Genomic DNA, 6239 nt, shown 5'->3' with positions numbered 1-6239 from the left:
GGGATCAGGATCGGGACGGTCAGGATGCTTTGAGCGACTTCGCCGTCCGGGCCACGTCCTTGGGCTTGACCCAGAGGATCGCTCCGTACCGCTTCCCCCCGGCAACGACGGCGTGCATCGCCGTGATGTTGATCCTGGACTGGGAGAGTTCCCCTCCGACCTTCCATCCGGCTCCCGGCCGGTCCGGCCCCTCGACGAGGAAGACCACCTTCCCCTTCCCCACGGAGACGCCCGCCTTCCGAAGCGCCCTCTTGAACGCCGCCACGTTTTCCGGGACGAAATCGAGTTGCGCCTTGCCCCCTCCCCTCGGGAAACCGCTGAAGGCAAGGAGGTTGACCCGGGCCTCCGCGAGGGCCAAGAACGCCTTTGCGGACGCGCCTGCCCTGTTGGGAACCATCACCTTGAAATACCGGGCCTTCCGAATCCTGTCCGCCATGACCGACCCTCCTGCCGGCACCGCGTTTTTCCTCATGTGCCGGACGTCTCCGGTTGAAATCCCATCCTCTGCCATTCCCCGATGCGTTACGGAATGGCGCCCACACCCCTCGATCGGGGAGGTTCGCTGTTTCTCCCGCCGCCTATTGTACCACCGGGAAGAATCCGGAACGGAAATCCTGACCTGCTCCCCTGATTTTGACCAACCGGACGAGGGCATTTTCTCCTATCACGAAACCGATTATCCTGACACAAAACAGTCACAAGCACTAGCAGGGGATCGTATATTCTCTCCAAAATACAACTTGCGGGTCGTAGCCATAAATGTGCAGCCGAAGATGCTGTTGGAACTCCGGCGTCGCGCCGGGAAGGCCGGAATGCTCGACCGGACTTCGTACTTGCCTTCGCCGTGGTCCATCTCTGGCGCTTGGTGGTGGAACGATCAGGTGATCCGGAATGCCTTCCCCTGTAAATCCTCGACGATCCGGTTCTTCAGGATCTTCCCCATCGCGTTTCGCGGGAGCTCCGGGACGATGGCGATCTCCCTGGGACACTTGTACGAGGCCAGCCGTTCCCTGCAGTGCGCGGAGAGGACCTCCAGCGCGACGGACCCCCGACCGTCTTTGAGGACAACCACAGCGGCGACCTTCTCGCCGAACTCCTCGTCCGGCAGGCCGACCACCGCGGACTCCTTCACAGCCTCGTGGCTTTCGAGGACGTTTTCGACCTCTTTCGGGTAGACATTGAAACCGCCGGTGATGATCAGCTCTTTCGCCCTGCCGACCAGGTACAGCCTCCCGCCGTCTTTCGGATCCTGGTACCCGAGATCCCCTGACCGGAACCAGCCTTCCACGAACGACTCCCGCGTCTTATCGGGCATCCCCCGGTACCCCAGGAACACGTTGTTCCCCAGGACCCACACCTCCCCTGCGTCCCCCGGGCGGACGTCTTTGCTGTCGCTTCCGACAACGCGGATTCGAACGCCCGGCAGTGGAAAACCCACGCTTTTCGCCTTCCGATGGGCCGGGTCGATGCGGTTGGACGTGTTCATGCCCGTCTCGGTCATGCCGTAGCGCTCCAGGATCCGGAATCCCGTGGCCTTCTCGAACCGGTGAAAAAGGTCGTCGGAAAGCGGCGCGGAGCCGGAGATGAACACCCTCATTTTCTGCAGGTCCGGTTTTCTCTCCAGCTTTTCCCACTCGTTCATGAGTCTCTGATAGATCGTGGGAACCCCCATGAGCAGGGTGCACCGTTCCTTCTCCAGCGCCTCCCACGCTCTTTGCGGCTCGAACTTCTCGTGCAGGACGATGGTCGAGCCGGCATACAGGCTTCCGTGCGTCGCAACGTTCAACCCATGCACGTGGAACAGGGGAAGAACATGGAGGAGCACGTCCTTCTCCGTCCACTCCCATGCTTCCGAAAGGGCCAGCATGTTCGACACGAGGTTCCGGTGCGTGATCATCGCACCCTTGGACCTGCCGGTCGTGCCCGAGGTGTAACAGATCATGGCCACGTCGTCGCCGTCGGCCGGATAGACCCGCTGGAACGTCGCGGGCGCGCGGGCAAGCCGGTCCGGCAGGCTGCCCGCCCCTTCCATGACGGCCCCGTCCACGAGGAGGGTCCGGATCCCTCGCAGACCGCGGATCGCATCCGCAGCCCGCAGGAATCTCTCTCCATCCGTGACGAAGAGAGAGCTTCCGGAGTCCGACAGGAAATACTCGACCTCCCCGGCCCGGTAATCCACGTTGAGGGGAAGGGTGATCGCGCCGACCGAGAGAATGGCGAAGTGGAGGAAGAGGAACTCCATCCTCTTCGGAAGCTGGATGGCGACGCGGTCCCCTTTCCCGACGCCCTCCGCCCGGAGCATGGCCGAGTAGCGCTCCACCTGACGGTCGAATGCGCGGTAGGAATGGGACGTCCCTTCGAAGACGATGGCAGGTTTGTCGGGGTGTCTGGATGCCGTTTCGGAAAGCAGTTGGGCCAGGTTCATGCCTTCGATTTTTCCCTTTCCCCGAATACGCGGATACTATATCAACGCAAGCCGGGGCGGACGGTGCTCTCCGGCACGGGAAAGGAGCTCCGGGAAAGCGAGTACGTCCAGCGGTCCTACCTCGGAACGTTGTGAAACGTTCCAGGGAACCGACGGTCACAATACGGTCATAGGCCCCGGCTGGGCACCGGGTACTCTTTCCGCCAAGACTACGACACTCCGCTTTCCTTCCCGAAATGTTCTTCCAGCGTGGAGCAGATCCGTTCCGGCTTCCGGTAGAATAACGAAAAACGAAGGTCTATGGCCTGGGGAAACTGCTCATACAATCGGCGCGCCACCTCGTCGGGCCGCTTGATCGGCTCCCATCGGGCATTCGTCTTCGGACGTACGAACCGCCCGCTCAGCAGGAGCCGGAAAAACATCATGTCGCACAACATTCCCTCCAGCCATGGAGTCCAGCTTTCGTATCCGGCGATCCACGTGGATTGCGCGCCACCGAGCAGCACCTCGGCCGTCTTCCTGTTGACGAAATCGCAGGCTCCGAAGTAAAGCCCGTCGTAACTCGTGAGGGGTGCCAGTATGTTTTTTAGACGCCGGCGGCTGATGTCCTGCACCGCGCTGATGACCCCTCGCTTCCCGTGGCAGGCAAAATAGGCGATCTTCCTGCGCTGGTCCACCCCCTGGTCGTACCGGTAAAGAGCATCCTTCAATCCCTCCGCGTTCTGGAAGACGATGTAGCTGAACAACGCATCATGTCCGTTCAACTCATGATGCACCCCGTTGCGCCGCATGTAGGTCTCGTTCGTGTCCCGTTTCAATTGCTCGAAAAAGGGCTTGACGGTTTCGTCGTGGAGCTGGTCCCACTGCGCCTCGAATACCTTGATGATGTACCGGACACCGTTTCTCTCCCGCATGGCGAATCTCCAAGACCGACTGTCTGCTGATCCTGTTCCAAGGACGGAGGCCCCAAAGTGTTCCCTGTCGCCGGAGCCAATCGCGCTATCCCTTTGGTCTTTCCCTTTCGGTTAATTATTATACCCCACGAACCCTATCCATGCGAATAGCAGCCGGAACGTCGGAATCCCCGTCCAAATGCAGGCACGAACACGGCAAAATGCACATAAGTACCTGATAACAAGAAAATATTTAATCCATTAAGAATCGCCGGGGATATCCTCAACGGGTAAGGCGGTTAAGTGGAGTCTTATATCCGATGAATAAAAGTGGGCATATTGGCCCATAACCTATTGATTTAATTGAGACCGTTGGTTGGATTCGATCCTGGATCCTGCGAGTTAGGAGTAGCGCCAAACCGAACGCAAACTATTGATTATGAAGGCGTCTAAGGAAGCGGGTTCGCCGCGAGACCGAACTTCACGAGGTGGGAGGCGGGACATGAAAATCCCGACGATTGCCAATTTGACCGCATTTCTTTTCTCTTCTCTGACGCCGAGGTCGCCCGCAGCTCATACCAGGTGACCTTTGTCAGTTGGGATTGGGTCAACCCTTCACGCTACAATCCGAACGCAGTTCGTGCCTCCGAATTCATTAGCGATGAAGCAAGAACAAGAAGGATCGTTCTCCCAGTTGCCGTCGGCAATAAAACGATATTCGTATCTTCCCGGTTCAAGGGAGAGAGTTGCCTTCCAAATTCCATTCTTGTCTTTTTTCATCGGATTCGCTTGGGTATTCCACTGGTTGAAATTCCCTACCAAGAAAACTTCCTTCGCCTCCGGGGCAGAAAATTCGAATTTAATTTTTCCTTGAAGGGACTTTAAAGACATGACATTACTTTCTATCTTTTTGCTTACCAACATATCAATCCCCTCCTCATGTTTTTAAATTAGTTGGCCAGTATTATGGTCTAAAGTAATCACTTATATTACCTAAGCTAACTTACAACATAATCCAATTCCTTCCGGAAGTCCATTTTGCAAAACATTGATTATCAATTTATTGCATACACTTACAAATGTCAACTGTTATCTATTCCCTTATAGTTTTCAATGGGCACATTTAATTATCGGCAGGTTGTACTGTATCATTTCCCAAACAGCAAGAAGACGGATGAGAAGATACAAGCGTTGGAAGATCAAGGATTAACTGTGAAGGGGGCGTTCCAGGACGAGATCAAACGAACATCTGCGTTTGCGATAATCTCAATATACCGAAAATCTTCTCCGCTTCTTGGGCCGTCATGCGTGTCCGCAAGCGCCTCAGGTAGACGGGAAGATATCGCTTGCTGATGATTTCCACGCCCCTTACCGGTTTTCGCACTTGTACATCGGCATTGGCAAACAGGAGCACCGGTTGCGGGTTGGGTGCCGATATCCCGTGGCTGATGAGAAGAAGACGGATAAAATATGCCTGCGCCCATGCCTGCTTGATAACGTTCTTTTCGAAGGGTTGCCCGTCGCGCTTCAACTCCTCCCCTTCACAGCTGACGACTCCTTTGTGGCTCTTCGTCTCGACGGTGAGGATCCCTTTCGTGGAGACGACGATATGGTCGATGTTCCCTCTCTTAGATTTCAAGTCATGCACGACGAAAAACCCCGCCGGGAGTTCGCCCAACAGGTTGCCAACTGCTTCTTCGGCCTCAGCTCCGCGCCTAGCATCGACGGCTCTCTTGGAGTACCTATCCGCCTTGTCGCCCATTGCTTTTACCCAATAGAGAACCCCGACACCGACAACGACGGTGACAGGTAAACCTAATGTTGCAATCGCCTTGCCGTTCTTGCTGTATAGGTAGGTGCCAGCGAACATAACGATTAAGAAGAAGAGTGCGGCCAGCCACCGGGTGGCTTCCATCTTTCGGACCCCTTCCCCCGGCTTGTTGTAAACCGTAGCCCTCTTCGATTCAGATCCCGCCATCCCCTTCCCTTTCGCGAATCACGGATCCCCCTTTCCACGCGGCCAGACCCTCTTCCTAAAATATCTTTTCGGAAGAAGCGGTTCCGATGTTTACCCGAAACGGTTACCTTCGGGCGGGCCACCTGTCCATAAAACCCTTTGAATTCCAGTTCGAGGATCCCTCAAATATCAGGTGTTGGAGTAGGCAGGGATGGTTGTCCAGAGCCCTCAAGAGCCGACAGAGGTTGGCTTGCTGTCCGAAGAAGACAAGGACAAAACGAAACATGGGGAATCCGCTTGAAGAGAACCCCGTCTTAGAGTGAAATGGCACTGGATATCGCCCTTCATCGGCAGGAGCGGTGATGATTGGGATCATCAGGGACGCAAACCTATTTAAAAGGAGGGGTACGATGAAACGACCGTGGGTTGTCTTAATGGCGATTGTTCTGATCGCCGGTCTGGCTGCCGGTTGCGCGACGGCCAACGCGATCCAGAACGCCCGGGAGTCGCTGGACAAGGCGAAGGCCGCCGGTGCGGAAGCCAAAACTCCGTTCGAGTACTACGCGGCGAAAGGCTACCTCAACAAGGCGAGTCTCGAGGCGGAAGAAGGGGACTGCAAGGCGGCCAACACTTTCACGAAGGAATCGAAGGCCTATTCCGCCAAGGCGCTCGAAAAGGCGGGGGGAGGCACGAAATGAGGAATCGACATCTTTTCCTTTTCGTTATGGTTCTTCTTGCGGCATTTCTTGCTGTGGGTTGTGGTGCCCGCCAACTGACGAAGGGCGAGATCGACCAGTTTGACGGCATCTCGGCAAAGATCGCAAAGGCGGAACGGATGGGCGCGAAGGAATGTGCTCCCAAGGAACTAGCGAACGCCAAGGTGGAACTCGATTATGCCCGTCACGAGGCTTCCGAGCCCTGGGAGACGGCACAACCTTTCATCAAGACAGCGGACAAGGCCGCC

6 protein-coding genes and 1 pseudogene are annotated in these 6239 nt (G+C 56.4%); 2 read left to right on the top strand and 5 right to left on the bottom strand.

All coding sequences use genetic code 11. The features are described 5' to 3' along the window. Window positions 1-19: 19 nt before the first annotated feature. The 5 genes from A2Z13_01265 to A2Z13_01245 form a co-directional block, all read right to left on the bottom strand. Window positions 20-472, bottom strand: a complete 453-nt coding sequence (locus A2Z13_01265; protein ID OGP76952.1) for a hypothetical protein — start codon at window positions 470-472, stop codon at window positions 20-22. Between the two features lie 405 nt (window positions 473-877). Further along, window positions 878-2425 (bottom strand): o-succinylbenzoate--CoA ligase, encoded by a 1548-nt coding sequence (locus tag A2Z13_01260; protein ID OGP76951.1) that lies wholly within the window; start codon window positions 2423-2425, stop codon window positions 878-880. A 209-nt stretch (window positions 2426-2634) separates the two neighbouring features. Beyond that, window positions 2635-3339 carry a hypothetical protein gene (locus A2Z13_01255; GenBank protein OGP76950.1) on the bottom strand — a complete coding sequence of 235 codons (705 nt, stop codon included), beginning with the start codon at window positions 3337-3339 and terminating at the stop codon, window positions 2635-2637. A gap of 594 nt (window positions 3340-3933) precedes the next feature. After that, complete coding sequence (locus tag A2Z13_01250; protein OGP76953.1) at window positions 3934-4209, bottom strand: hypothetical protein; 276 nt, start codon at window positions 4207-4209, stop codon at window positions 3934-3936. A gap of 346 nt (window positions 4210-4555) precedes the next feature. Beyond that, window positions 4556-5296 carry a hypothetical protein gene (locus A2Z13_01245; GenBank protein ID OGP76949.1) on the bottom strand — a complete coding sequence of 247 codons (741 nt, stop codon included), beginning with the start codon at window positions 5294-5296 and terminating at the stop codon, window positions 4556-4558. A 413-nt stretch (window positions 5297-5709) separates the two neighbouring features. Here A2Z13_01245 and A2Z13_01240 point away from each other — a divergent pair, with 413 nt between their 5' ends. After that, entirely contained in the window at window positions 5710-5973 is a 264-nt protein-coding gene (locus tag A2Z13_01240) for a hypothetical protein (protein ID OGP76948.1), read from the top strand. Continuing rightward, window positions 5970-6239: pseudogene (locus A2Z13_01235) on the top strand (hypothetical protein). The gene A2Z13_01240 and the pseudogene A2Z13_01235 overlap by 4 nt, the downstream one beginning before the upstream one ends.

The organism is Deltaproteobacteria bacterium RBG_16_64_85 (assembly GCA_001798885.1).
GTDB lineage: Bacteria > Desulfobacterota > Deferrimicrobia > Deferrimicrobiales > Deferrimicrobiaceae > FEB-35.
The sequence above is the reverse complement of the archived record's forward strand: the minus strand, read 5'-3'. Positions and strand labels throughout refer to the sequence as shown.

Bases quoted from the DNA above. Each gene is read 5' to 3' on its own strand.
- A2Z13_01250 (OGP76953.1), bottom strand. From the start codon at position 4,209: ATGTCTTTAAAGTCCCTTCAAGGAAAAATTAAATTCGAATTTTCTGCC.
- A2Z13_01245 (OGP76949.1), bottom strand. From the start codon at position 5,296: ATGGCGGGATCTGAATCGAAGAGGGCTACGGTTTACAACAAGCCGGGG.
- A2Z13_01260 (OGP76951.1), bottom strand. From the start codon at position 2,425: ATGAACCTGGCCCAACTGCTTTCCGAAACGGCATCCAGACACCCCGAC.
- A2Z13_01240 (OGP76948.1), top strand. From the start codon at position 5,710: ATGGCGATTGTTCTGATCGCCGGTCTGGCTGCCGGTTGCGCGACGGCC.
- A2Z13_01255 (OGP76950.1), bottom strand. From the start codon at position 3,339: ATGCGGGAGAGAAACGGTGTCCGGTACATCATCAAGGTATTCGAGGCG.
- A2Z13_01265 (OGP76952.1), bottom strand. From the start codon at position 472: ATGAGGAAAAACGCGGTGCCGGCAGGAGGGTCGGTCATGGCGGACAGG.